Origin of the sequence: Pseudoalteromonas sp. NZS100_1 (assembly GCF_015864285.1) — a bacterium.
Taxonomy (GTDB): domain Bacteria; phylum Pseudomonadota; class Gammaproteobacteria; order Enterobacterales; family Alteromonadaceae; genus Pseudoalteromonas; species Pseudoalteromonas arctica.
Map to the genome: position 1 here is coordinate 1 of NZ_JADYXN010000069.1, position 2,548 is coordinate 2,548.

Genomic DNA, 2,548 nt, shown 5'->3' on the forward strand with positions numbered 1-2,548 from the left:
TCACTTTGTTCACAACCTGGTATATCAAAAGTAAACCCGACCGTTTGGTTTTGCCTATCAAGGTACATCACCCTATCAGGTATGTATCTTGCTGTGATCGGTAATAAATTTAAGAAGAATAAATTCCAAGAAAAGGTAATAAGTGGAATCCACCACTGAAACTTTTCACCTTCGCCATAAAATGGAAGTGATAAAACACTAATAAAAGTAATAAGGCTTAGAACCCCTCCTATAACCATGGGCCCAAATAATACAGCTTTTATAGGGTTATTGCCGCAAGGCACTACTTTGTATTTTTCGCGATTACTTTCATATATTTTGTTTGTATCAAGCCAATCATATAAAAAACAGAGGCCTTTGAATTCGTGATAAATATTTTTTATACTACGGTATTCAAAAAAACGATTAAACTTCGTTTTCTTTGGCATTATTCCAACACCGAAGTAATTATTATTTTGCATCAGGATCCTTATGCAATTGCTAAATCAGGTGAGGCATTTTCAATTGGCTTTTCAATTGGCTTTTCAATTGGCTTTTCAATTGGCTTTTCAATTGGCTTTTCAATTGGCTTTTCAATTGGCTTTTCAAACGCATCAAAATCTATTGGTAAGGTTAAATTTTCGTTGTATATAAGTATTGGTGTTATTTCAACATCAAACACACTAATACTAGGAGATTCAATTTCAAACTCATAAACTGCAGCATTTAAGCTCAGGCTATTATCATCAAATTCACATAAATATTCTTTAGTACCTTCCGAAAGTTAAACTAGACCGAAAGTTAAACTAGACAGCCACTCTAATTGTGTTTTTAAAGTTGATTTTTCATAAAGTAAAACAGCGATTCATACTAACCGCTGTTTTTTACATCACCAAACTTCATGTCTGTTTACTTGGCAGTCATCAGGGTCTAAATAAGGTTTTAGCTCCTCAGGAAAAGTGTGTTTTTCCGTTATATCTTTATCGATTTTGAAGTAATGCTCTATCGATTGATATAAATGCGTGCCAAGTGGGATTGATGTATCCATAAAGGTCATGGCTGTGGCGTATGCCAGTGAATCCCATTCACGATTTGAACCACCTACATAAAAAGTAGGCTTGGTAAAGCGATAATGTTTAGGGTATTTTAACGGCACCATGAGTGACACAAATACACGTGAACCACCGCGGGCTGAACCGACATTACGCTCATTTGCGCCATAGCAAACAATGTCTTCGTAAGGTAAATAAAACGGTTTTCTAAATAAAGTATGAGGGGTTTTTACAAGCCCGGTATGGCGATTAAAATAAAAATTATCTCGGTGCGCTAATATGGCCCGGTGTTTCAGCATATAAAAACCGACAATAAACATAGGTGCATATATTGCAAATGGCACCCACCGATAGTCGCCCCACACAAAACCAATAACAACCAAGTCAACGAAAAAAAACATAACCGCAGCGACCATTAGCAGGAAACTTAGAGCAGTAAATAAGTTTGACCACCCTCCAAACCATGAAATAGCCAACTGCTTACCATCGCTCTCTACCCAATGTCCCTCAAGTGTTGAGCCACGATTAGGCGACTTGAGCTCTGCTGCATATTCATCAGTAAAACGCTTACTTTTAAACGTGCGAGTTTTGAACCTGCAACCATTGAGTGCTTCCGCTTTTTTTAATCGCGTTTCATAACGGTCTTTATGTAAGTAGTCTCTTGGTAGTCGCTCTTTGTAGGTTGCTCTATTATCACGGTATCTTCTTTCGTTTCTAGTTCGCTTTCGTATTTCAGCCACTTTCTCGGGGTTATTTTTTCTAAACTCTTCTCTGCGCACTACAGCTTCTTCATCTAATGCCAGTTGCTTTATGGTTTTATCTTTTGCTCTTGTTGGGTCTCTATTTGGGTTATCAACGCACCACTGTTTAATTGCGTTAATACGGTTTCCTCTTTTTGTTTTTTCTCGTTCTTCGTGGGTTAAGCCATCTTCCTCTTCAGCAATATAGCGCTCAACTAGCTTATCAAGTATTCTTTCGTCCTCTGATCTTTTATCATCTATGTTCATAGTTATTCCTTTAACAATCTACTTCTTATAAATTAATTACTGCTTGGCTGAACACTTGACCAATGCGATGGCTTTACTTGCGGTCATCATTAAAAAATGTGGCCCTGATTTTTCACTCTCATTGTGATAATAAAACTAGACAGCCATTCTTATTATATAAACTAAATCCCGCCATAAAAGGTACTCAGGGTATCCCACACGTTAATTGCATAAATAAACGTTTCGCTTTGTATTTCCAATTAAGTGTTTGTTTTCGCTCGGGCTCAGGCGTCCAGCGTTGCCATGGTTTGGTGATTTCAGGGTGTGGCTCGTCGCTGTACCAATCTATTTTATATGCTTCAGCATATAGCTCATCATAAATTTCTGTTTGTTGTGCAAAGCTCATGTCACGCCAGTAAACCTCAGGGCGATTGTTGTGCTTATCAAACTCAGAGAATTAAACTAGACAGCCACTCTAATTGTGCAAGCTAAACTGTGCCATAAAATCTACTTTTTATGTTAAAAACTTAC

General features: G+C 37.4%; 3 protein-coding genes and 1 pseudogene. All 4 read right to left on the reverse strand.

Going from position 1 to position 2,548, the window contains the following annotated elements:
• Nucleotides 1-461 (reverse strand): annotated as a pseudogene (locus I6F66_RS20455) (hypothetical protein); the annotation flags it as partial.
• 8 nt (nucleotides 462-469) lie between these two features.
• The gene (locus I6F66_RS20460) at nucleotides 470-661 is read right to left on the reverse strand and encodes a hypothetical protein (RefSeq protein WP_231611917.1); all 192 of its coding nucleotides are present in this window, start codon (nucleotides 659-661) and stop codon (nucleotides 470-472) included.
• Nucleotides 662-868: 207 nt separating this feature from the next.
• Complete coding sequence (locus I6F66_RS20465) at nucleotides 869-2,038, reverse strand: dolichyl-diphosphooligosaccharide--protein glycosyltransferase subunit 2 (protein WP_231611918.1); 1,170 nt, start codon at nucleotides 2,036-2,038, stop codon at nucleotides 869-871.
• Nucleotides 2,039-2,222: 184 nt separating this feature from the next.
• The gene (locus I6F66_RS20470; protein WP_231611919.1) at nucleotides 2,223-2,423 is read right to left on the reverse strand and encodes a hypothetical protein; all 201 of its coding nucleotides are present in this window, start codon (nucleotides 2,421-2,423) and stop codon (nucleotides 2,223-2,225) included.
• Nucleotides 2,424-2,548 lie beyond the last annotated feature (125 nt).